Raw genomic sequence first — 22,930 nt, 5'->3', positions numbered from 1 at the left:
TTCGCGGATATGGAAACAGCGCCGCTGGACAGTCAGGACGAGCTCAATACTTTGCGCGCACTCGTCGCGGAACAGGCGGCAAAACTTGAGAGCCAGGAAGCCGAGGTCATCAAGCGAGACTCCATAATCGGGCTTCTTCGCGCGCAACTGGAGCTTCTCCGACATCGGCAACATGGCGCGTCTTCGGAAAAGATCGACAGGAAGATCGAGCAATTCGAGCTGATGTTGGAGGAGATCGAGGCCTCCCGGGCCGAGGCTGAACAGCGCTCCGGGAAACCGCCTCTGCCGGAGTTGGACGACGCATCCGAGAAGCCGAAGCGCAAGCCTCTACCCGATGATCTCACCACCGAAGAACTGGTCTATGCAGCTCCCTGCAATTGCCCGACCTGCGGTGGCACTTCGTTCCTGAAGGCGGCCGACAGAGTGGTCCAGGTGCTGGAGCACGTGCCGGCGTCGGTCAAGATTGTCCGGCATGTCGAGAAGCGCATGATCTGCAGGGAATGCGATACGACAGTGGCTGGCGAGATGCCGACCTTGCCGATCGAGCGCGGCAAACCCGGGCCGGGGCTGCTCGCCCACATCATGATCGCCAAATTCGACGATCACATTCCCCTTTACCGCCTGTCAGAGATGTACGACCGGTTGGGGATAGACATCTCCCGATCCGTAATGGCCGACTGGGTCGGCCGGGTATCTGCATTGCTGACACCACTTGTCCTGTTAATCAGGGCCCATATCGCCGCACTCGACCGAATACATACGGACGATACCCCGGTCGATGTTCTCGACCCCGGGCGGGGCAAGACAAAAACCGGCAGGGTCTGGGTCTACATCTTTGACGGCAGTGGCTATCAATCCGCCACTCCCGCAGCCATTGCCTATTACTACAGCCCCGACCGCAGGGGCGCACATCCGGCTGATCACCTGGCAAGCTTCAGCGGCGTCATGCATGCCGACGGCTACGGGGGTTACAAGAAGCTCTATGGCAACCAGATCATTGAAGCCGCCTGCATGGCGCATGTGCGCCGCAAGTTCCATGATGTGATAAAGCTCAAGCCGTCTCCGATCGCTGAGGAAGCGCTGTCACGCATCGGCGCTCTCTACGATATCGAGAACCGTATCCGAGGCATGTCGGCTGACGAGCGGCGCACCCTGCGCCAACACCATGCCCGGCCTGTTCTGGACGAACTCAAGGCCTGGATCGAGGCGACACTCTCGACTTTGCCTCAGAAGCAGAGGCTGGCCGAGGCGATGCGATATGCCCTGTCGCGATGGGCAGCCTTAAGCGTCTACATCGACGATGGCCGTGTCGAAATCGACAACAACATCGCTGAACGAGCCATGCGTCCGCTTGGAATTGGAAGGAAGAACTGGCTGTTTGCCGGCTCGGACAAGGGCGGCGAGCGCATCGCCAACATCCTCACCATCATCGAGACGGTCAAACTGCAAGGCCATAATCCAGAGGTCTATCTGACGGATGTCCTGACCCGGATCCAGGATCACCCCGAAGACCGAATTGAAGACCTCCTGCCTTGGAACTGGACGCCGGCAAAAGCTCGATGCGAGGCCGCCTGATGGCGCGCTCGAGGTTCATCTACACACTCAGCCAAGTCGCCGGCATGATCGGCGAAAACCTCGAACTGATCGAAGAAGTGACCGCAAACTCGGACAACATCTCCGAAGGCGAACTGGTTTACGTCGGCGATGGCAGTGAAGACGGCACGAAGGGTCTGACCGAGAATGGCATCGAAGAACTTCAAAGCCTACTCGCCGACATCAGGACGTGGGACGGCGGTATCCGCGAGTTCCTCATCGACACACAGTGCGATCCCGAAATAATCGACCGCATCATGGCCGATGAGATGAAACGCGGCCTATAGATTCCATCTCTCGACACCCGAAAATGCGTTCGCCGGACGCTTACGATTGAAGCGATTTGCGCCCATGCGGTTGCGCTTTCGATCGATTTCTCCCAATCCTTGGCGAGACGGCGGCAGCGTCCAAGCCAGGCGAAAGTCCTTTCCACCACCCATCTCTTGGGCAGGACGACGAAGCCCTTGGCGTGATCCGAACGCTTGACGATTTCGATCGTCCAGTCACCATGGCCGCTCATTGCTCGCCTCAACTTGGCTCCGGCGTAGCCACCATCGGCGAAGATGTGGCGCAGCCACGGAAAACGGCGGCGGATCGCCTTGAGGACATGGGGTGCGCCGTCGCGATCCTGTATGTCGGCAGCATGGATGAACACGAAGATCAGAAATCCAAGCGTATCGGTGACAATCTGACGCTTGCGGCCCTTAATCTTCTTGCCTGCATCATAGCCGGATATTCCGCCGCTTTGCGTGGCCTTGACGCTTTGGCTGTCGATAATCCCTGCCGTCGGTTGCGCCTCCCGTCCCTCGATTTCCCGCGCCGCCATCACCAGAAGCTGGTTGATGCTCTGCCACAGTCCGATCGCGCGCCAAGCATAAAAATAACCGCGCACTGTCGAAACCGGCGGAAAATCGCCCGGCAGTATGCGCCATTGGCAGCCGCTCGAGGCGATATAGAGGATCGCCTCCGCGACCGAGCGCATATTCGTCGTCCGACGCCGCCCGCCACGACGCGCTGGCGGGATCAGCGGTTTGATCAACGCCCATTCCCGGTCCTTCAAATCACTTGGAAAACGAAGCACGTCTCGGTTATGCTCACGGCGAGCGATAGCAGTCCAGCTCATCGAAACCCCATTTGATTTAGCACCAATAGGGAATCACAACTGACTGTTATCGCTCAACTTCTTTTAAATCGGGCTCTCAGGCATTGGCAGGATATATCCTGATGTAAAACATCGTGTGAGTCTGGAAGGTCCACTTCCGGCTCATGTTTTACATCGGAGATGTCGCTTTCAGTCTATGTAACAAGGTTTTAAGTTCTTGCTAGACAGTGATGCGCCCTCCACCTCGCCACCGGCCGCTTCCATCGTGAGATACGGCGGCCGTACCCTTTCCAACTGTCCTTCGGTGGTGAATCCAGTAACAGAAAGCGACAGCACAATGGCAACAACCTGGTAACTAAGTGGGCTTGCCGCCTATTCCGTTTGTAAACATTGGAAAATTTCATTATCAATAAAGAAAGATATCAACGTGCCTGGCTTATATTAAACATTGAAAATAAAGACATCGCGCTAAACTTGCGAAATAACGTTAAATATGACAACTTCTACGAATAGCAATAAGAAGTCACACAGTGGCACAGGATCGACCATTCGTGGTCGGTGAGTTCGTAGCGGCGACGCGTCATAGAGGCTCCCTCATTCGGAAGCCTTGAATCACGACACGCGAAAAACGCCAAGCAATTTATGAGTTCGCTGCCTGGAATTGTCTGGTTTGCAATACGGAATTATTAGATGATAAAGTTTGAGTTCGAATATCAAAAGTGCTCAGTGCATAAAAAATTGCGACGCAATTCATACAAATATAAATTCTTTTCATTAGCCTGACCTGGCTTATTCATAAAACGAAACACGTAGACGGACCTCGCCACAAGGCCGAGACATAAACACGATAGCAAACGCTTACAAATCAAGGAAAAAATAACAACAGTCAAAAACTGACTGAACGAACACAACAATAGACCCAGGCCAACGTACGGCAACTTCGATCATGCGTTTACCGCCGGCCTACGGCTGGCCCATATCCGACCACGTCGATCGAGCCCGTCAGAGGTGCGTTCCGATCAACAGCGATGTACCATGATGGCCCGGGGGGCGGGTTGGCCGGAGACTTGTCCGACAGAGACGGGCTTCCACTCAACCGTCTAGTGCTCACACATTCCTCAACCTCCGCTTTGCTCATATAGATGTATCCGAGGTCAATCGCGGGTATACCCTTTGCAATTGAGTAGTTCGTCTTGGCGTTATAGAGCGCAGAAGTCAGAAAACGAGCAGACGCATTTGTGAGTTGTAAGGGGGTCCACGACGACGACGACATCGTGAGGAGGCAGATGCTGCAAGTCTACGTTGTGTGATGGAAGGACAAGGAGTTGTGATGGCTAGAATGACGAGGAGGGATATAAATAGGGGACGGATTAAGTCCTTCCAGCCGTTGCAAAGTGGGTTTTTAGCCGGGCGAACAGAATAATGGCCTTTGCATGCGCGAAGCGCTAAAGAATAAAAAACTAGGGCCCTTCGCGAGACCCAAACATGGCTTACCGTTGGAGAACGACAGAAAGCGACAGCGTTAGGTTATTCTTATTGGCCACGCTTTGAGATGGCGACGCTTGATGGCTTTTCGCAAAAGACAAGAGGTCATTGATATCGCCCCGCGAAGAGCCGCCGCGAAAGCTCAAGGGATTGACCCTGAACACTTATGATGCGTGGATGTGGAGGCCCAATAAGGAAGAGCGCCCCGTGGCGCAAACAGCCCGGTTAGAATGCCCCGCAGTCGCAATCAAACTAGAGCCACCAAATCGATTGAAGAGGCACAATGCGTCACGCGCAAGGCTTGGCTTGGCTTGGCAAGGTTTGGCTTGGCAAGGCTTGGCTGGATATATAGCTTTGTAGCCTTTCTTTGTTTGTATGTATAAATAAGATTACGTATAATGCGAAATTGTGGCGAGCATTTTAATAGTAGGATTTCAATAAATACATTTGAATTATGAAGTGTGTGAGGCCGCAAAACACACTTGGTTCATCTACGGTAAATTGTTCAGAATGCTGTGCGCTGACGGAGCATGAGTTTCTAGGATGCCCGGTCGACCCAATCGACACGCAGGGTCGTCTGATCGTAGTTTCCAACAGAATTCGCCGTGATGCGTCTCCTGGTAACAATTCAGGCGGGTTGGCCGTCGCCGTGAATGCTGCTTTGAAGTTGAGGGGAGGCATCTGGATGGGCTGGTCCGGAAATACTGACGCCGAGGCTACATCAACGAAAATGACTCGAGAGGGAAATGTAACGTACGTCGAAGTTGACCTCACCACCGCCGACGTCCGGGACTACTACAACGGCTTTTCCAATCAGACCCTTTGGCCTCTTTTTCACTCGTTTAAGGATCGTGCGGTTCTTAGCGAAGATTACGAGGTGGCCTACCGGCGGGTGAACGCCACCTTTGCGGAAATACTTTTTCCTTTGTGGCGTCCGGATGATGCAGTATGGGTGCATGATTACCACCTGATTCCACTGGCTGAAGAACTAAGGAAGCTAGGTTCCATAGGGCGTGTCGGTTTTTTTTTACATGTCCCGTGGCCGAAGTTCGAAGTGCTTCATGACGTGCCTGTACACAAGCTTTTGCTTAAAGCAATGTCCAGCTATGATGTGATAGGCTTTCAAACACGCAATGATTTGACAAATTTTTATGAGGCTGTGAATTGCTGCAATGAGGGTGGAAAACTAGAGAATGACGTTGTTCTCTTGTTTGGGCGGAGGATCAAACTGGGTGCGTACGCTGTTTCCATTGAAACCCTGAATTTCGCGAAGTCCGCTGCGGCTGCGGCGAAGCAGCCGTCGATGCGTCAAATGGTGGAAAGCTTGCAGGGGCAGACGCTGATTATATCAGTTGATCGCCTTGACTACACGAAGGGCATCCTGGAGCGTGTGAGGGCTTACGAAACGTTCCTTAAAGGTAACCCCTCGTATCTCAGGAAAGTGACTTATCTCCAGATCGCTCCCATATCCCGCTCCGACGTTCTGGAATATCAACAATTGCAAGCGGCGGTCGCGGAAGCGGTCGGCAAGGCAAATGGCGCAATCGGGACGGCGGACTGGACGCCTCTTCGCTATATCAATTCTGGTTCGTCTAGAGATGAGCTTGGCGCTCTTTTTAGGTTGGCGAGGGTTGGATTCGTAACGCCGATCAGGGATGGCATGAACCTCGTGGCGAAGGAATATATTGCAGCGCAAGACGCGGCCAACCCTGGCGTTTTAATTATTTCTGGGTTTGCTGGCGCCGCGCAAGAGCTTTCTGCGGGTATTATTGTAGATCCCCGAAATATTCAAAGTATGGCTCAGGCAATTGCAGACGCCTTAGAAATGCCGCTTACTGAGCGTAAAGATCGTTGGAGGAATATGATGACCTGGCTGTTGGAACACGATATCAACTACTGGACCAATACGTATCTTGATGACTTATTTAGCTAAAGCACTACTGTCATGGGACGAATATTATTTATTTATACGTTCATATGTATAACTCGTTGTGCTCAAAAGGCGAGACCCATGTAAAGATCAATACAGTATACATCGTCTGCCTGAGTCAAATTATTGGTATGAATTAGTTTCGCTAACTAGCTTCGTAATTTTCTTTATCTCTAGTGTATGGCTTATTTAATCTGAAATAATGTATCTATATTATTTGTTGTATAAATGGCGCATTTTGTTTCCAAAAGGCGATCTAAAAGACCCATGACTGCCTCCAAAAGACAGTCTTGAATCTGATTTGCTCACTTTTGGGAATCCCAAGAGTTCCACGGCTTCTAGATCGTATGGTTGTGCGCCATTGTGATTGATGGGCCACTCCAAGACTTTAGCGCATAATGCGTAAGTGCTTACGTCAAAAATCCCTTTCATCGATTATAAATACGGAGTTTGGCAAGGGGAAATTCACATCTCAATCCTACAATCAAATTTCTCTAAATATGAAAGTCCTTATTATCGGCGCCGGTAATCTTGGAAACGCGTTCGCCGCGGACTTATCCAGCCGAAATCATCGGGTTTCAATTTGGACTCACCCCAGTCATCCCGGCAACAGCATCAAGATTGCCAATGAAGGGCTAGAAGCAAAGGGGGCTGTTGTTGGGCATTTCTACCCCACCATTCTCCCAGACCTTGGCCATGCCGTATCCGAGGCAGAAGCAATCATTGTTACCATTCCCGCTAAGGCCGGCGTTAAGGAAGAGCTGAAGGTCAGGCTGGCTGAACATGACCTCGCAAGCAAGATCCTTATATGGGTTCCCGGACTTTTGGCGAGCCTGGTTGGGGTTAAGCTAAGCACTGCTGCCACGTTTGAGGCGTCCAACTCACCTTATGGCTGCCGTATCGATGAAGGTAAGGCTTTCATTAAGGCCTTTAAAAAGGTGATTGAGATTGCCGCTTTCGATGCTGACAGTGAGACGGAGTATCGAAGTCAAGTCGAAGCTCTCTTTCCAAGTAGGCTTGAATGGCGTGCAAACATACTGGATGTCGCCATGCACAACACCAATTTCATCACTCATCCGGTGACCGTGATAGAGAACGCCCAGCGCATCCTGGCTGGTGAGAGCTTTCGCTTTTATAGGGACGGTATGACCCCCTCCGTCTGTGAGAAGATGGAGAAACTTGATGAACTCCGCATGTCCGTTATTGCGAAGTTCAATTTTGCAGGGATTAGCCACATCGGTCTGGTCAATCGTTGGTATGGAAGGAACGAGCCAAACTACCTCGCGTTTGCGCGCAATTCTCCCTCTCACAATGCCACGCTTGGAGTTCCCTCCGACATGCAGCACCGTTACCTTACTGAAGACTGCCGGATGCTCCCCTTTTACAGAGGCCTTGCAGAAAAGTTCGGTATCAACGCCGAGATCGCGGACTGGGTTTTGGCTCAAGCACGGGCTTTAGCCGGAGAGGACTTCGAAGAAACCGGACTGACCCTAGCTAAACTGGATATGGAGGGTCTCTCTGGGGATGAAATCGTCGCGAAATGGGGTGCAAATTAATCCAGAAGTACCGAAACACAATCTACGTTTGTGTTTTCGCGGAAGTTATAAGTGTTGTTATGCTCTACATTATGCGGTTATAGCCGCTCCCCGTAGTGTGATGATGGCGTTCAACCGAGCCCTAAGGCTCTAATGCATTATAAATGAAAGAACGCTAAATCGGATTGTACGTGGTTGTGATGTATCTGCTCGCTCTTATGTATAAATAAAGCGGCCTTTGTTATCGTTTTAATGTAAATCAACAAGATTGTGCGACTATCTTAAGTGTGAGTTACCATTCCGTGCTCCCCGTGAACTGCACCCTGATGCCGAAATTTTCGACTACGCGAAATCCGTTACCCTTAGAAAGCCAAATATTACGTAGATTTTGATAAAATAATTTCGGCAACGCTATTTCAATTTGAGCGGTTAAAGGTTGCGTGTTTGCAGCTGCCGACGGAGGGATACTGTAATAAAAAATCAAACACAGCTATTTAAATCAAGTGGAATTACAAAAACGTGTTCAACCAAAGTACCATAATCCATATATTTTATTCTTTGATAAGCCGCGTAGACTACCATCCCGCGAATACACGCTTTTGATTTGAGAAGGGTTAGTCCGTCAATACAGTCGGCTTCGACGAAAATATGCTAGGGATTACTTTGCTCCTGCAAACCGGACCTCACTGGGCATTTGAGCCCTGCCCTGACGTCATTCTCACGAAAATGGCTCGTCACCCGGTCTATAAATTCTTATCACTGACCAACATATTTGCCAAAAAGGCCGAAATTTCTTGCAATGTCTAGCCAATTTCCCGAAGCACCGTATCCTATAATTCGCGAGATGTTGGGGCAGCAGATGGCTTTTTTTGTCTGCTTGAACTCCGAAAAGGTAGGCCTGTACTTTAAATTTTCTGCCGTTTGCAATAGTGATTGAATATTTTGTACAGATCAAGTTCGCGGTCGATTGGGAACCTTTGGAGGAAAAACTGGCAAGCGAGAATAAAGATGCGCTCGTGGCAATGCAGAAGATCAAATCCATTAATATCGTCGAGTTGGCCGACAAGGGGTGGGGGTGGCTGACAACTTCAAGGAAAACGTAAAGGATGCCTATTCTATTGCTGAGCGGATTGCTCTGGGATATGAACCAGCGAGGGATAAGCCATTGCTTGATGCAGTCGGCAAACGAATCATGATATCGAAAGCTGTGCCCAATTACCCCCATATTGAAAATCTCGATCAACTGAAGACGTTCTTTATCTGGTTTAAACAAATCAAGAGTTTTGACAACGAGCCCGGTTGCGCCAGCGGGATCGCAAATTGTTTTACTTTTAATCATTATCTTGACGCGACAACTACAGCACAATCACTAACTCAATGATGACCGGTCTTACAGGTGTCCCGTGAACAAAACTGCGCTGTCATTTTCAAGTGACGACAATAAGATAAGGCAAAAAGTCTTGCGCCACGTGATTGTGCCCCACAAGCGTTTGGACGCGATAGGCGGGTTTCGTCCTGTGTGAGGTAAGCGCTGACGACAGAGCAGATAACCACTCCCCAATTGGTGCCTTTATTCACTGATTTTTGTGCAATTAATTATAGGGGCAATTTTCAAGCCAGTATTCCGAAAGTCTTTGAGTCACGTGATGCTCAATAAAACGATGGATTTATGCGCACGGCGCTGTCAGTAAGTCTCGTAAGCCATGACGATAGCACAGTGGAAGGCGCATATTTCAAAACTGGCGGCTTATCTTCGCTGGCAATAAGTGGACGTTCCATTTGCCGTCGCACCAAAGGGCCGCGTAACCCTGCCCTGTTTAACGAATGCGTGTTTGATCCTGATATGTCTAATTGGTTATAAAAGACGATCTTGGCGGGTGATCTGAACCCTTCAAACTGGACCAGTTTTGGTTAGAGTTTTCCGGTGCATTTTCCTGGCTGGGAAAGGGACCAGAAGACGATGAAAGCGTCGCAGTTTTCGGACGCTCAGAAGGCGTTCATTCTGAAGCAAGGTGATGAAGGCGTGTCGGTTGCTGAAATCTGCAGGAAGGCGGGGATCAGCCAGGCGACTTATTTCAACTGGAAGAAAAAATACGCGGGCATGCTGCCACCGGAGATGAAGAGGCTGAAACAGCTCGAGGACGAGAATTCGCGCCTGAAGAAGATCGTCGCGGATCTGACGCTGGACCGCGAGATGTTGCAGGATGTCATCCGCCGAAAGCTCTAAGGCCTGCTCGGAAGCGGGAGATGGTGAAAGGCATGTGCTGCGATTGGGCGATCTCGATCCGACGTGCTTGTGGAGCGTTGAACTTCGATCGATCAACTCACCACTATACCTCTCGCCGTGCTGATCAGGCCGGTCTGGAACGTCGTATTCGCGAGATCTGCGAGATCCGTGTGCGGTACGGCTATCGCCGCGTGCATGTGCTGTTGGAACGCGAGGGTTGGGGCACCAACATCAAGCGAACCTACCGCATTTACAGGGACTTGGGGCTACAGTTGCGGAACAAGACACCGAAGCGGAGGGTAAAGGCCAAGCTTCGCGAGGATCGGCACATGGCCGTCGGACCCAACGACGTCTGGGCGATGGACTTCGTCCATGACCAACTCGCAATCGGTAAGAAACTGCGCGTGCTGACGGTGGTCGACACCTTCTCGCGCTACGTGCCGGTGCTTGATCCACGTCATAGCTATAGAGGCGAAGACGTTGTGCAAACCCTTGAACGGGTGTGCCAAAAAGCCGGCTATCCGAAAACGATCCGTGTCGACCAAGGGACGGAATTCGTGTCGCGCGACTTGGACCTGTGGGCCTATTCCAAGGGCGTGACGTTGGACTTCTCACGCCCCGGCAAGCCAACTGATAATGCCTTCATCGAAGCGTTCAATGGCCGCTTCCGTGCAGAATGCCTGAACCAGCATTGGTTCCTGACCCTTGCGGATGCCCGCGAAAAGATGGAGGATTGGCGTAGATACTACAATGAGGAAAGACCTCATGGTGCGATCGGCAACAAGGTGCCGATCTCGTTGGTGAATTCAGGGTGCGCAACCAGCCCGCCTCCCTGAATAAAGCCGGAAAACTCTAGCATCCGGTGGTCCAACGTTTGGGAGCGGTTCAAAACCGCCGGGGCTCTAATCGCTGCCGGATGAAAGTTCGGTGGCAGGTGACGGGATATATAGCGACGTAGAGTTCGTTTGTCCGTATGTCCGTTTATCCCTAGGATTAGAGCCCGATTTAAAAGAAGTTGAGCGATAACAGGCAGTTGTGATTCCCTATTGGTGCTAAATCAAATGGGGTTTCGATGAGCTGGACTGCTATCGCTCGCCGTGAGCATAACCGAGACGTGCTTCGTTTTCCAAGTGATTTGAAGGACCGGGAATGGGCGTTGATCAAACCGCTGATCCCGCCAGCGCGTCGTGGCGGGCGGCGTCGGACGACGAATATGCGCTCGGTCGCGGAGGCGATCCTCTATATCGCCTCGAGCGGCTGCCAATGGCGCATACTGCCGGGCGATTTTCCGCCGGTTTCGACAGTGCGCGGTTATTTTTATGCTTGGCGCGCGATCGGACTGTGGCAGAGCATCAACCAGCTTCTGGTGATGGCGGCGCGGGAAATCGAGGGACGGGAGGCGCAACCGACGGCAGGGATTATCGACAGCCAAAGCGTCAAGGCCACGCAAAGCGGCGGAATATCCGGCTATGATGCAGGCAAGAAGATTAAGGGCCGCAAGCGTCAGATTGTCACCGATACGCTTGGATTTCTGATCTTCGTGTTCATCCATGCTGCCGACATACAGGATCGCGACGGCGCACCCCATGTCCTCAAGGCGATCCGCCGCCGTTTTCCGTGGCTGCGCCACATCTTCGCCGATGGTGGCTACGCCGGAGCCAAGTTGAGGCGAGCAATGAGCGGCCATGGTGACTGGACGATCGAAATCGTCAAGCGTTCGGATCACGCCAAGGGCTTCGTCGTCCTGCCCAAGAGATGGGTGGTGGAAAGGACTTTCGCCTGGCTTGGACGCTGCCGCCGTCTCGCCAAGGATTGGGAGAAATCGATCGAAAGCGCAACCGCATGGGCGCAAATCGCTTCAATCAGAATGCTCATAAGGCGCATCGCAAGGTATTGGATATACGAATGAACTTTTGAATCGGGCTCTTAGATATCTGGATAAAAAGATCGTGTCCACGGGAGTGGTGTAGCTGACGGCTGATTGCCGTGCTTTCCCGACATGGGTCGGAAGGGGATATCAGCGTGCCACAGCGGGGCAGGCTGATTTGGGGATCATCGCTCATTTGGGCCATGGTCTCAAGCATCAGATACCTGGCACGCTGGACGGCCCATTCGTCATTCTGTTCGAGCAGCAATGCACCGACGAGACGGACGATGGCATCGTCGTTCGGAAAGATGCCAACGACCTCAGTGCGGCGTTTGATTTCGCCGTTGAGGCGTTCAATTGGATTCGTCGAGTGCAGCTTTGCCCGGTGCTCTTTCGGGAAGGTCATGTAGGCGAGGACATCGTCTTCAGCGTCGTCCATGATGGTCGCGAGCTTCGGCACTTTCGGTCTGATCTGGTCGGCGACACTGCGCCATTGAGCGCTTGCTGCCTCCGGCGTCTCCTGGGCAAAGGCCGTCGCGATGAAGGCGGATACGACCCGCCTGCCGCTCTTTCCAGCATGCGCCAGCACATTCCTCATAAAGTGAACGCGGCACCTTTGCCAAGTGGCATTGAGAACCTTGGAAACGGCAGCCTTGATGCCCTCATGTGCATCGGAGACAACCAACTTCACCCCGCGTAGACCGCGGCGTGTCAGCCTGCGGAGGAATTCCGTCCAGATCGGTTCGGCCTCCGAGGTGCCAACTTCCATACCCAGGACCTCGCGCCGACCGTCGCTGTTGACGCCGACCGCGATAATGACGGCGACTGAGACGATGCGGCCGCCACGCCGGACCTTGAGATAGGTCGCGTCCACCCAGACGTATGGCCACTCACCTTCAATCGGCCTGTCGAGGAACGCCTTCACTTTGACGTCGATCTCTTCGCACAGGCGGCTCACCTGGCTTTTGGAGATGCCGCTCATACCCATGGCCTTGACCAGGTCGTCGACAGAACGGCGTTGGTGCAGCGATCGCCGTGTAAGCGGACGTCTGTCTTTGATGCCTTTGCTACTCGGTAGCTTGTCTGTACCGGACAGAATTCGGGCGTGCACATTCCAGCATTCGATTGAGGACGGCGCAGCCGATGGCGACCTCCGTCTGCTGGGCGCCGAATGAGCGTGCCCTTAGCCGGCGGCCGATGATCGATTTGTACCGACCGATCGCGGTCTCGACTAGCGATCGCTTACCATATCCCGTAGCGACTTGCCACTTCAACCGGCCATCGGCGTTAATCGCCGCAATGTGGCGGTCTCTTTGGCGGGAGGGACCGGCGTCCGGCCGTTCTATCGCATTGGCGCGTGGTGGAATGACGACCGCCGCGTCAGGACTGTGTCCGGCGACGGCCTCATAGGTCGGGTTTCCGTCATAGGCGCCATCGGCCGTGAACTGATCGATCGGCATGTCGATCTGGTCGAGCAGCGGCTCCACCTGCGAGGCGTCGCCGGCATCCTGGTCCGTCATGGCGTGTGCGATGATGTCGCCGCTGTCGGCATCCAGCGCCAAGTGCAGCTTGCGCCATCCCCGACGGGATTTTGTTGCTTGCTTTTCTTCCAGCCATTGGCCTGCACCGTAGATCTGCAAGCCTGTACTGTCGATGAGGACGTGGAGGGTCCCTTGTCCGGGAGACGAAACTCCTGCCGTTTCTTTGGCGCTCTCGGTTTGCTTGCCCTCCGGCTCAGCGTCGTGTGATCGGGAACAGCGAGATCCAGGCCGATCAGCTTCAGCACCGACGAAACAAAGCCCTCCGTCTGTCGGAGACGCAGGCCGAAAACCAATCCCAGCGTCAAAGCAGTCTCGATCGCCAGATCGGAATAGCGTGGCTGGCCACCGCGTGTCGTCCGCTTCGGCGCCCACCAGGACGACAATGCCTCCGGCGAGATCCAAAGCGTCAGGCTACCGCGCCGACGAAGACCTGCCTCGTATTCCGCCCAGTTCGTCAGCTCCAACTTCATCTTGCTGATGCGATGGCGTCGGGAGGCGTTGTGTTTGAAAGGCATCGTTGCAAAGACCGGTTATTGCGATTGCCGACCACCTACGCCAATGCAATTAACGATCCACGCACCAACGCCCCAATCACCAAATCAGGGCAGAGGGCCCTCGGCAGAGGCATACATTGCATCCGTAACCCAATTAAACAATACTTCGCGGGAAGCGCCTGGTATCATGATTGTACTGCGTTGAAATTAGGTAACGTGCTATGGATAGGACGAATGCGACCCGTCAAGCTACAAGTAGTTTGAACGCTTTCGATCGGTTGGATTCCGACACCGCCGGCAAGATTCTTGGTTGCTTAGTCAGCAACGAAGCTCCAGAAACGATGAAATCTCTAAATGCGTTACGACGCACCAGTAAGAGATTGCGCAACATCGTGGAAAACGATGAAAGTACCGGGGCTTTGTACCGCAGTTTGAGCCGGTTGAGCAAAGCAATCGACATCATCTATCGCACCGCGATTCCGGAGAGTGGCTTCGATTATCCCGACGATAATCCAGGTCACAGGGCGTACGCGCATGTTCGCATTGAAGCCGTTGAGGCGACTTTACATCTTCAACCGGCATTTAGGAAACGTGAACTCGTGGCGCATGTTATGAACATGGAACACGGCTTGGAACAAGCTTGGGCGATTGGACGACTGGCCGGGAATCTTAAGATTTTCGATCAGATCGAGAGCAACGCTATCCTTCAGAAATCATTCGAATATTTCTCGGATGAACTTGAAGACATGAGTGACGTGCTCATGGTGGCGGGCGGGATAGCGCTTGTCGAAGCCGACGTTAGAATGACTCCGCTCCAAAGACGGATGGTACAAACCATTCTGGAATCCAACGGACAGCATCATGTTCTAGATGCAGCAATTAACATCTGTCAGAAACGAGCAGAACGTAGAAGTGAGCTCCGTACAAAATGGGAAGACAAAATAAGTGCTTCAAGGACCGGTTGCAGCGTATCAAATTTAGACCCTATAATAACCGGAATCGAAAAGTCCATCCAAGAGTTAGTGACTGGTTACCAGGGAAGTGATTACGGCCGCATGTCGAAAGCAGCCGAAATTCAGATGCATTTAGCGGACTTAGTGAAACGCACTATAGATACCCATCAGAGTAGGGGTTTCGAGCGAGAACACAGAGAGCGATCAGATTTTGGGCGATAGGCAGACAACAACCTAAAATCGATGCCATGACGGACCGATGCTGCTCGAACAGGTGGCGTCGGTCACTTGATGCTTGAGGCCAAAAAGTCGATCCCGTTTCGAAATAGCATGCCTCAAAACTGAATGGGTCGCTCTCACCATTCTTGTAAGCGTAATAGGACGTTCCGCTCGACAACTTGGCTCGCGAAGCTTCCGCGATTGGTTCATCGACGCCTGCAAGGTTCGCAATAAGATGAACGATCGGCTCTCCGAATCCGCTCCGTACTCATCCTGGTGAGGGAGATAGTTCGTAACCATCCGGCCAAGGCCGCGGGGCTTATGATTACGGCTCGTCTGCCATGATGCGTTCGATCTTTTCCGGATCACGTTGCTCGTCGAGAAGAAATTGGCGAACGCCGCCTTCCCAGGAGCGCACGTCGGCAAGGAACTCCTGCAGGCTCTCGATGCCGCGGTCGGTAAAGGTTGTGATGCCCTCGTCGGTGCCGTCGTAGACATGGATCATCTCGCCGTAGTCGATGTTGTCGGAATTGCTGGCGATTTCTTCAAGCAACTCGAGGTTCTCACCGATCAGCGTGGCGACATATTCGATGGTGTAGACATGCGTCGGGCGCGCCATCAGGCCGCCACCTGCCGGGCGCTTCCGGCGGGCAAGTTCCACGGCAACAGTTCCGGCAGCCGTGATACGGGAATGCCAGGCATGCGGGCGAGCACGTCCGCCAACCAGGCCTGCGGATCGATATCGTTCATCTTTGCCGTGACGATTAGGGAATACATGAAGGCAGCACGCTCGCCTCCGCGCTGGGAACCGGCGAATAGCCATGCCGTTCTTCCGAGAGCAACGCCGCGCAGGGCTCGTTCGGCGGCATTGTTCGTCAGACACAGTCTGCCGTCGTCGAGGAACCGGGCGAAGGCTTCCCAGCGACCCTCCTTCTCGAACATGTAGTTGATCGCCTTGGCGACGGGGTTGTGCTTCGACATTTGCCCGCGCTGGGCCATGAGCCAATCGTGCAGTTCTTCGACGAGCGGGCGAGCATGTTGCAGCCTCGCTGCGAGCCTATCCTCGGCAGGCATTCCGTTTATGCCGCGCTCGATGTCGAAGAGCGCGTCGATGCGGGCAACGGCCTCAAGCGCGACGGGCGATATCTCGTGGGCAGGTTTGCCCTTGCGCACGTTGCCGGCGATGTCAGCGAGTTCGAAGAATTTGCGCCGCGCGTGGCTCCAGCAAAGTGCGCTGATCACCAGCGCGGGGCGGCGGTCGACACGATAGAGGTCGTTGTAGCCGCCATAGGCATCGGCTTGCAGGGTGCCGTGCCATCCGGCGAGATGCGTGTTGGGGTGGGTCTTCTCGCGATCGGGAGAGAAGTGGAAGAGTGCGGCGGGAGGCGCGCCGCCCGCGAAAGGGCGGTCATCGCGGACGTAAGTCCAGAGCCTCGCCTGCTTTGTTGCTCCCCTGGCCAGAAGCGGCACGGTGGTGTCGTCACCATGCAGCCGCTCGGCGGCCAGAACATGGGCACGGATCAGGTCATGGATCGGCTGCAGGGCCGTCGTGCAGGCTCCGACCTGATCGGCCAGTGTGGAGAGACTGAGAGCGACGCCTTCCCTGGCGTAGCGCTCAGCCTGGCGGTTCAATGGCTGATGTTGGCCGAACTTCTCGAACAGGATCGTCGCCAGCAGGTGCGGTCCTGCCCATCCCCGCGGTGTCGCATGGAAAGGGGCCGGTGGCTGGCTGATCTTCTCGCAGTCCCTACAGGTGAACTTCTCGCGAACCGTCTGGATCACCTTCCACTGGCGCGGAATGATCTCCAGCGTCTCGGTGATGTCTTCGCCCATCTTCACGATGCGGGGCGAGCCGCAGCAGGTGCAGGTCGACGGGGCATCGATGACCAGGCGCTCGCGCGGCAGGTGCTCGGGAAACGGCTTGCGGGCCGGCCGGCGGCGTTCGAAAGCGGAGACATTTGTGATTCTCGTCGCCACGCGTTCCGCAGCGATCTCGTCTTCGGTGGCGTCGGCTTCAAGTTCTTGGAGCTGCAATTTCATTTGCTCGATCAGCCGGGCGCGGCGCTCCGAGCTCTGGCCGTACTGCTCGCGACGTATCTTGGCGATCTCGAGCTTGAGATGCCGGATCATCGCCTCAGACGTCGTCACGACCGCGCGCACCTGTGCGAGGTCGGCCTCGGCAGAGGCGGCACGCGCTTCCGATGCCGCAAGCGCGGCGCGCAGTCTGGCTATCTCCGAAGCAGCATCATCCATGGCCGAAAGCTACCATGCCGCATGCCGAAAGCCCAACAAAAACAGAGGAATGCAGGCGGCCAGCCTGCCTTCGAAGGCCGCTGCGTCCAGCGCGGGTTGCGCCAGTCGATCCCTTCCAGGAGATAGCCGAGCTGCGCCGACGATACAGGCACGGCGGAGCCATTCTGGCTGACCGGCCAGATGAACTTTCCAGCTTCCAGCCGCTTCAGGTAAAGCGACATGCCGACGCCGTCATGCCAGAGGACCTTGATCAGGTCACCCTTGCGACCCCGGAAGCAGAAGACCTCACCGCCATCAGGGTCCCACGGCCAAGGCCTTGCTGGACCTTCAGCGCCAGGCTGTTCATGCCGCAACGCATGTCCGTCACGCCACCCGCGATCCAGACCTTCACACCAGCGGGAAACGCGATCATGACCCATCCACGACGGGCAACAGGCGGGCAAGAATGGTCGGATCAAGCGAGGCTGGGATCATCAGTCGTCGGCCGTTCGGCAGGCCGATCTCGATCAACTTATCGCCGTCCGCCTGGAGTGGAGCCATCATCTCGGAAGATGCTGCAGGCGGCGGCAAAATCGAAAGCGGCACGAAGCTCGTTGATGCGGAAACGCTCAGAAGCCCGCTTCGGCACTCCCGCCGCCAGGTCGTCAACAATGACCGCGACAATCCATAACGCCGTGCTGTCGCCGAACCCTGCCGGTATCCGTGCAGACTTTCTTCGACAATCCGCACCTTCTCTTCATCCGACCAATCTCGACGGCGACCAAGATCGTCGACGGACAGAACCTCAATGGGGGAAATGATTGTAGCGCATGACATAAGGTATGGACTTAAAGCCAATCAGCAAATCAAGACAGACGGCCTTCGCCGGATGGATACGATGAGGCCTTTCATCCATCTGTATGTTAAACGCGCTACCGATTTCAATCGACGCACAGTCGCTTGTTACAAACGAAATCAAAATGTCGCGCCTCAGCAGACGCGCGGACGTGCCCGACAAATTGGCACTGCGTATCGTGTGCAGCGTCAGTGATCAGCCTTCGCAAAAGCAACAGTGCCAGCCGCGGGCGAAACACGCTTCAGGACTATGAAGAGCCAGATCGCAGCGCTTATCTGCACGGCGACCTGGAACCTCTTGAGCACTACAGATGAAGCTCGATTCAATTTTCCAGATCGGTCGAGTTCATGAGATAAGCTCTCAAAGAAGGCTTGTGTCAGCGAGGAGTCCTTCGACAGATCAATGATCTATACCCGCTGCGAACGTCTAATTTTGTTAGGCACTCCAAGCGATGCGGGAAAAAAGAGGCTGGCTCTGAGGAGCTTGTTGAAACTTCATGTCCGAAGAGAGCCATCCGCACGAAGGCCACATGACGCCAAGCAAACTGTTCTATCTCGCGCTCGGTTCCGTCGGTGTCGTCTACGGCGATATCGGCACGAGCCCGCTTTATGCCTTTCGCGAGGCGCTGAAGCCCATCGCCCATGACGGCCTCACCCGCTTCGAGGTGATCAGCCTGATCTCGCTGATGATCTGGGCGCTGACGATCATCGTCACGATCAAATATGTGCTGTTTCTGCTGCGCGCCGACAACGAGGGCGAGGGCGGCACGCTGTCGCTGCTTGCCCTGTTGATGAAGACCGCCAACGGCCATACCGCCATCCTTATGCTGCTCGGCCTGATGGGCGCCGCCCTCTTCCTCGGCGATGCGATGATCACGCCGGCGCTGTCGGTGCTCTCGGCCGTCGAGGGCCTGAAGCTCGTCACGCCGAGCTTGTCGGACTATATCGTGCCGATTTCGGTGGTGATCCTGGCGCTGCTCTTCGTCGTGCAATCGCGCGGCACCGGCGCCGTCGCCAGGTTCTTCGGCCCGATCACCGCCGTCTGGTTCCTCGTCATGGCCGCCGCCGGCATTTCCCACATCTCCGACGATTTCGGCATTCTCGCCGCCTTCAATCCCTATTATGCCGTCAGCTTCCTGCTGCATGAGGGCTTTTACGGCGTCGTCGTGCTCGGCGCCGTCTTTCTGACGGTGACGGGCGCCGAGGCGCTTTACGCCGATCTCGGCCATTTCGGCCGCCGCCCGATCCAGTGGGCCTGGTTCCTGCTGGTCTTCCCGGCGCTGACGCTGAACTATCTCGGGCAGGGGGCTCTGGTTCTCGGCAAGCCGGAGACGATGTCGGATCCCTTCTATCTGATGTACCCGAAATGGGCGCTGCTGCCGGTCGTCATTCTGGCGACCGCCGCGACGATCATCGCCAGCCAGGCGGTCATCACCGGCGCCTTCTCGATGGTACGCCAGGGCATCAACCTCGGCTTCCTGCCGCGCATGGAAATCCTCTTCACCTCGGAAACCAATACCGGGCAGATCTTCGTGCCGTCGGTCAATGCCGTGCTGTTCATCGGTGTCATCTTCCTGGTCCTGAGCTTCAAGACCTCCGATGCGCTGGCGACCGCCTATGGTATCTCGGTCACCGGCGCCATGGTCGTCACCTCGATCATGGCCTTCGAATTCGTTCGGGCCCGCTGGAACTGGTCGCTTCCGCTTGCGGTGGTCGCGCTTGCGCCGCTGGTCGTGCTCGAATTGATCTTCCTCGGCGCCAATCTTTTGAAGATCCACGACGGCGGCTATATCCCGATCCTGATCGCCACCGCCTTTACCGTCATCATGTGGACCTGGCGCCGCGGCACCGCGATCCTGATGGAAAAGACCCGCCACACCGATATTCCGCTCCCCTCCTTCGTCAGCGCGATCGAGCGTAAGAGCGACCATTCGCCGGCCCAGGTTCCGGGCACCGCGATCTTCCTGACCAGCGATCCGGAATCGGCGCCTGCCGCGCTTCTCCACAATCTTAAGCACAACCATGTGCTTCATGATCGCAACGTCATCCTGACGATCCGCACGGCCAACAAGCCGCGCGTCCTGAACCAGGACCGCTTCAGGATCGAGCAGATTTCCGAGCGCTTCTTCCGCGTCGAACTGCTCTTCGGCTACATGGAAGCGCAGAACGTCTCGCAGGCCCTGGCAGTGTTACGCAAGGCCGGACTGAAGTTCGACATCATGTCGACCTCCTTCTATCTCGGCCGCCAGAAGGTAATACCGGACACCAATTCAGGCATGCCCTACTGGCAGGACCGGTTCTTCATCCTCCTCGCGAATGGGGCCTCTCTACCATCAGACTATTTCCACCTCCCCGCCAACCGGGTGGTTGAACTAGGATCGCAGATTATCGTTTAGATGCGGCCGAGACGGCGGCCAGAGAGTACCACCTCGGCGGTGTTTGACAAACAACGGGTTGTCCAAACTTCGAGCAGGTTGCGAACACAATATCTGCTTCAAATGCAGAGCGCGCCTCATGTATCCATCCCGTTGGATTAGAGCCGAAACCGACCTTCTTCACAGCAAATCAATTAGCACATTCAAATTTCACGCGGGGTAAAAATTGCAAAAGGAGACGGAAGCATGAGCCTGAACAGGAAAGCAGATACCGCAGACAGCCGCTCGGATCAGGAACCGGCCAGAGTCGACGACACTCGATCGTCAGGGTCCCCATCCGCTTCTGAGGTCGGGCCGTTCCGGTAAAAAGATCATTTTTTCAACAGTTGCTGTTGGACTTTACCTACGGATGTGACTTTTTTATCCGCTACAGCGATATGGCCGCTGAACATTAAAGGGGCACGGATATACGATAGCGGCTTCAGCCGGGGGCGCGGCTTGCTCAAAGCGGCAAGCTAAGGTCTTCGGCGGCGATATGGCTGACAGTTTCGACGAACAGGGCGCACTCGGCCTGCATGACGTTTCGTTCAAGACGCTAACCGCCAAGACGTTCGCCGGCACGAGGACCGCGAGGGACCAGTCGGGATTGCGGCGCAGCCGGGCGACGGCCCTGAGGATTTCCTGTTTGAGTGGGCGGAGGCTGCGGCCGCGATATCGCGAAACGGAAACGCCTGCGTAGGCGGCGGCCGTATATTCACCCGCGATGATGTCATTGGCGAACTGCGCGATTGCCGTGCCGGGGCTGCGATTGTTCTCGCCGGCAAAATCAAAGGGCGTGGGGTTGAATGCGGCGATGAACTCATCGAACCGGCGCGGGTGTGCGTGACGCCGAACATGATCACACCTCCGCATCCGGCCGTTCGTCCACTGGCGAAAAGCCGGTATCTCGGATCGACATCTCGAAGCTGTTTCAGGGGCTTATAATGGCGACGTCGGAATGACCGGCTCAACCTGTGGTCGCATTCATGAGCACGCGGCCACAAGGTGCCCGTCTAGTTTACGATGCCTCGCTGACAGCAGAACAATCGGGCACGGCGTTTGTTTTCACAAGCCAAATCCATGACTTCGGTCACGCGAACGCGCTGCAGACAGTCGCATATCGGAGTTACGCGGTTCTCTCAGAGCCCGATTCAAAAGTTCATTCGTATATCCAATACCTTGCGATGCGCCTTATGAGCATTCTGATTGAAGCGATTTGCGCCCATGCGGTTGCGCTTTCGATCGATTTCTCCCAATCCTTGGCGAGACGGCGGCAGCGTCCAAGCCAGGCGAAAGTCCTTTCCACCACCCATCTCTTGGGCAGGACGACGAAGCCCTTGGCGTGATCCGAACGCTTGACGATTTCGATCGTCCAGTCACCATGGCCGCTCATTGCTCGCCTCAACTTGGCTCCGGCGTAGCCACCATCGGCGAAGATGTGGCGCAGCCACGGAAAACGGCGGCGGATCGCCTTGAGGACATGGGGTGCGCGCCGTCGCGATCCTGTATGTCGGCAGCATGGATGAACACGAAGATCAGAAATCCAAGCGAACGGGTCGAGATTCCCTGGATATACGCTTCCTGGATAACGGCCGTCAGAGCCTTTTCCGCCATGCGGCGCGGTTCAAGGAAGCTCGGAAAGTAGCTGCCTTTGCGCAGCTTCGGGATGCGAAGCTCGACCGTTCCAGCTCGCGTTTCCCACTCGCGGTCACGGTAGCCATTGCGTTGTGCTAGCCGCATGGGGTTCTTCTCGCCGAACTCTGCACCCGTAGCCGAGCCTACTTCCAGCTCCATCAGCCGCTCGGCAGCAAAGCCGATCATCTCACGCAACAAATCTGCATCCGCGCTCTTCTCAACAAGTGAGCGCACGTTCATCATGTCATTGGTCATCGGTGGTCTTTCCGTCAGGTTGGTCTTGAACAACCCGACCCTAGCGGAAAACACCCATGGCCGCCCGCAAAGCCGATCACCCGCTACAGCGCAACGAGAAGCGCGCGGGCACTCGGCTTTGCTACCTCCCGCCACCTACACCATCTGCTGGGACACGATCATCAAATGGGGTTTCGATGAGCTGGACTGCTATCGCTCGCCGTGAGCATAACCGAGACGTGCTTCGTTTTCCAAGTGATTTGAAGGACCGGGAATGGGCGTTGATCAAACCGCTGATCCCGCCAGCGCGTCGTGGCGGGCGGCGTCGGGCGACGAATATGCGCTCGGTCGCGGAGGCGATCCTCTATATCGCCTCGAGCGGCTGCCAATGGCGCATACTGCCGGGCGATTTTCCGCCGGTTTCGATAGTGCGCGGCTATTTTTATGCTTGGCGCGCGATCGGACTGTGGCAGCGCATCAACCAGCTTCTGGTGATGGCGGCGCGGGAAATCGAGGGACGGGAGGCGCAACCGAGTGAACACCGGTGCCTGGGCCGAGGTATTCCGGCAAACCATCATCGGGTATGAGCGCCCCATGCACGGCCCGGGTGGAAT

At 55.1% G+C, this 22,930-nt stretch carries 12 protein-coding genes and 8 pseudogenes; 11 read left to right on the top strand and 9 right to left on the bottom strand.

Going from position 1 to position 22,930, the window contains the following annotated elements:
- Window positions 1-9: 9 nt before the first annotated feature.
- Window positions 10-1,575, top strand: a complete 1,566-nt coding sequence (locus tag MHI61_RS03670) for an IS66-like element ISRel19 family transposase (RefSeq protein ID WP_009996985.1) — start codon at window positions 10-12, stop codon at window positions 1,573-1,575.
- The gene (locus MHI61_RS03665) at window positions 1,575-1,880 is read left to right on the top strand and encodes a hypothetical protein (RefSeq protein ID WP_009996984.1); all 306 of its coding nucleotides are present in this window, start codon (window positions 1,575-1,577) and stop codon (window positions 1,878-1,880) included. Before MHI61_RS03670 ends, MHI61_RS03665 begins: the two co-directional genes overlap by 1 nt.
- 44 nt (window positions 1,881-1,924) lie before the next feature.
- Here the strand turns inward: MHI61_RS03665 and MHI61_RS03660 are convergent.
- A pseudogene (locus MHI61_RS03660) lies at window positions 1,925-2,716 on the bottom strand (IS5-like element ISRel20 family transposase); the annotation flags it as partial.
- A 1,984-nt stretch (window positions 2,717-4,700) separates the two neighbouring features.
- Between MHI61_RS03660 and MHI61_RS03655 the strand changes: the two are divergent.
- The 5 genes from MHI61_RS03655 (at window position 4,701) to MHI61_RS03635 (ending at window position 11,781) form a co-directional block, all read left to right on the top strand.
- Window positions 4,701-6,113 (top strand): trehalose-6-phosphate synthase, encoded by a 1,413-nt coding sequence (locus MHI61_RS03655; protein ID WP_225882645.1) that lies wholly within the window; start codon window positions 4,701-4,703, stop codon window positions 6,111-6,113.
- Between the two features lie 497 nt (window positions 6,114-6,610).
- Window positions 6,611-7,666 (top strand): NAD/NADP-dependent octopine/nopaline dehydrogenase family protein, encoded by a 1,056-nt coding sequence (locus MHI61_RS03650; RefSeq protein WP_011427380.1) that lies wholly within the window; start codon window positions 6,611-6,613, stop codon window positions 7,664-7,666.
- Window positions 7,667-8,720: 1,054 nt separating this feature from the next.
- The gene (locus MHI61_RS03645) at window positions 8,721-9,026 is read left to right on the top strand and encodes a hypothetical protein (RefSeq protein WP_011427381.1); all 306 of its coding nucleotides are present in this window, start codon (window positions 8,721-8,723) and stop codon (window positions 9,024-9,026) included.
- Window positions 9,027-9,605: 579 nt separating this feature from the next.
- A protein-coding gene (locus MHI61_RS03640) for an IS3-like element ISRel21 family transposase (RefSeq protein ID WP_086005037.1) occupies window positions 9,606-10,708 on the top strand; the annotation gives its coding sequence in 2 pieces (ribosomal slippage) (window positions 9,606-9,867 and window positions 9,867-10,708; 1,104 coding nt in all).
- 236 nt (window positions 10,709-10,944) lie between these two features.
- Complete coding sequence (locus tag MHI61_RS03635; RefSeq protein ID WP_011427384.1) at window positions 10,945-11,781, top strand: IS5-like element ISRel20 family transposase; 837 nt, start codon at window positions 10,945-10,947, stop codon at window positions 11,779-11,781.
- A gap of 124 nt (window positions 11,782-11,905) precedes the next feature.
- Here MHI61_RS03635 and MHI61_RS03630 read toward each other — a convergent pair.
- Window positions 11,906-12,754 (bottom strand): annotated as a pseudogene (locus MHI61_RS03630) (IS256 family transposase); the annotation flags it as partial.
- Between the two features lie 52 nt (window positions 12,755-12,806).
- Window positions 12,807-13,795 (bottom strand): annotated as a pseudogene (locus MHI61_RS03625) (IS5 family transposase).
- A gap of 200 nt (window positions 13,796-13,995) precedes the next feature.
- Here MHI61_RS03625 and MHI61_RS03620 point away from each other — a divergent pair.
- On the top strand, window positions 13,996-14,949 hold the full coding sequence (locus tag MHI61_RS03620) for a hypothetical protein (RefSeq protein WP_011427388.1): 954 nt from the start codon (window positions 13,996-13,998) through the stop codon (window positions 14,947-14,949).
- Window positions 14,950-15,271: 322 nt separating this feature from the next.
- Here MHI61_RS03620 and MHI61_RS03615 read toward each other — a convergent pair whose 3' ends face one another.
- The 4 genes and pseudogenes from MHI61_RS03615 to MHI61_RS03600 form a co-directional block, all read right to left on the bottom strand.
- The gene (locus MHI61_RS03615; RefSeq protein WP_077991718.1) at window positions 15,272-15,565 is read right to left on the bottom strand and encodes a hypothetical protein; all 294 of its coding nucleotides are present in this window, start codon (window positions 15,563-15,565) and stop codon (window positions 15,272-15,274) included.
- Window positions 15,565-17,199, bottom strand: a complete 1,635-nt coding sequence (locus MHI61_RS03610; protein ID WP_011427389.1) for an IS66-like element ISRel24 family transposase — start codon at window positions 17,197-17,199, stop codon at window positions 15,565-15,567. The genes MHI61_RS03615 and MHI61_RS03610 overlap by 1 nt, the downstream gene beginning before the upstream one ends.
- Window positions 17,200-17,273: 74 nt before the next feature.
- Window positions 17,274-17,611 (bottom strand): annotated as a pseudogene (gene tnpB, locus MHI61_RS03605) (IS66 family insertion sequence element accessory protein TnpB); the annotation flags it as partial.
- Window positions 17,608-18,036, bottom strand: a complete 429-nt coding sequence (locus MHI61_RS03600) for a transposase (RefSeq protein WP_239789417.1) — start codon at window positions 18,034-18,036, stop codon at window positions 17,608-17,610. The pseudogene tnpB and the gene MHI61_RS03600, both read right to left, overlap by 4 nt.
- Before the next feature lie 494 nt (window positions 18,037-18,530).
- On the opposite strand from MHI61_RS03600, the gene MHI61_RS03595 reads away from it, so the two are divergent.
- Both MHI61_RS03595 and MHI61_RS03590 read left to right on the top strand, forming a co-directional pair.
- On the top strand, window positions 18,531-20,429 hold the full coding sequence (locus tag MHI61_RS03595) for a potassium transporter Kup (RefSeq protein ID WP_011427392.1): 1,899 nt from the start codon (window positions 18,531-18,533) through the stop codon (window positions 20,427-20,429).
- An 898-nt stretch (window positions 20,430-21,327) separates the two neighbouring features.
- A pseudogene (locus MHI61_RS03590) lies at window positions 21,328-21,450 on the top strand (IS5/IS1182 family transposase); the annotation flags it as partial.
- Between the two features lie 156 nt (window positions 21,451-21,606).
- On the opposite strand, the pseudogene MHI61_RS03585 reads toward MHI61_RS03590, so the two are convergent.
- Window positions 21,607-21,998: pseudogene (locus MHI61_RS03585) on the bottom strand (IS5-like element ISRel20 family transposase); the annotation flags it as partial.
- Window positions 21,993-22,337 (bottom strand): annotated as a pseudogene (locus MHI61_RS03580) (transposase); the annotation flags it as partial. The pseudogenes MHI61_RS03580 and MHI61_RS03585, both read right to left, overlap by 6 nt.
- A 176-nt stretch (window positions 22,338-22,513) precedes the next feature.
- Between MHI61_RS03580 and MHI61_RS03575 the strand changes: the two are divergent.
- Window positions 22,514-22,852, top strand: a pseudogene (locus MHI61_RS03575) (transposase); the annotation flags it as partial.
- Between the last annotated feature and the right edge of the window lie 78 nt (window positions 22,853-22,930).

The organism is Rhizobium sp. K102, from assembly GCF_022385315.1.
Taxonomy (GTDB): Bacteria; Pseudomonadota; Alphaproteobacteria; order Rhizobiales; family Rhizobiaceae; genus Rhizobium; species Rhizobium croatiense.
Note: the sequence above shows the minus strand (reverse complement) of the source record. Positions and strands in the feature narration are given on the sequence as shown.

Coding starts and splice junctions, on each gene's coding strand:
- MHI61_RS03610 (WP_011427389.1), bottom strand. CDS start 17,199: ATGGATGATGCTGCTTCGGAGATAGCCAGACTGCGCGCCGCGCTTGCG.
- MHI61_RS03635 (WP_011427384.1), top strand. CDS start 10,945: ATGAGCTGGACTGCTATCGCTCGCCGTGAGCATAACCGAGACGTGCTT.
- MHI61_RS03615 (WP_077991718.1), bottom strand. CDS start 15,565: ATGGCGCGCCCGACGCATGTCTACACCATCGAATATGTCGCCACGCTG.
- MHI61_RS03665 (WP_009996984.1), top strand. CDS start 1,575: ATGGCGCGCTCGAGGTTCATCTACACACTCAGCCAAGTCGCCGGCATG.
- MHI61_RS03650 (WP_011427380.1), top strand. CDS start 6,611: ATGAAAGTCCTTATTATCGGCGCCGGTAATCTTGGAAACGCGTTCGCC.
- MHI61_RS03670 (WP_009996985.1), top strand. CDS start 10: ATGGAAACAGCGCCGCTGGACAGTCAGGACGAGCTCAATACTTTGCGC.
- MHI61_RS03595 (WP_011427392.1), top strand. CDS start 18,531: ATGTCCGAAGAGAGCCATCCGCACGAAGGCCACATGACGCCAAGCAAA.
- MHI61_RS03620 (WP_011427388.1), top strand. CDS start 13,996: ATGGATAGGACGAATGCGACCCGTCAAGCTACAAGTAGTTTGAACGCT.